This is a genomic window from Campylobacter concisus, from assembly GCF_002914195.1.
GTDB classification, from domain to species: Bacteria; Campylobacterota; Campylobacteria; order Campylobacterales; family Campylobacteraceae; genus Campylobacter_A; species Campylobacter_A concisus_M.
The window spans coordinates 1-465 of the sequence record NZ_PPAU01000006.1; the positions used below are offsets into that span (position 1 = coordinate 1).

Genomic DNA, 465 nt, shown 5'->3' on the forward strand with positions numbered 1-465 from the left:
CAAAAGAAATTCGTGTTTATGAATTTGCTGAAAAGCTAAACAAACAGCCAAGCGAGATCATAGGTAAGCTATTTATGCTTGGCATGATGACAACTAAAAACGACTTTTTGGATGAAGATGCGATAGAAATTTTGGCTGATGAGTTTAATGTCGAGGTAAATATCATCGACGATCAAAAAGAGTTTGACTACGTAGCAGCCTATGAGGAGGAGATAAAAGATGATGAAAATCTTCAGCCAAGAGCGCCAGTCATAACCATCATGGGTCACGTCGATCACGGCAAAACCTCGCTACTTGACTACATAAGAAAGTCTCGCGTAGCAGCAGGCGAGGCTGGTGGCATCACTCAGCATGTGGGCGCTTATATGGTAAATAAAAATGGCAGAAACATCACATTTATTGACACTCCAGGTCACGAGGCATTTACAGCTATGCGTGCAAGGGGAGCTGGTGTAACCGATATAG

1 protein-coding gene is annotated in these 465 nt (G+C 42.6%); it reads left to right on the plus strand.

Annotated features, from left to right (window positions below):
- Positions 1-465: translation initiation factor IF-2 N-terminal domain-containing protein (locus CYP28_RS00035; protein WP_141090872.1), on the plus strand; the 465-nt coding region annotated here is incomplete at both ends.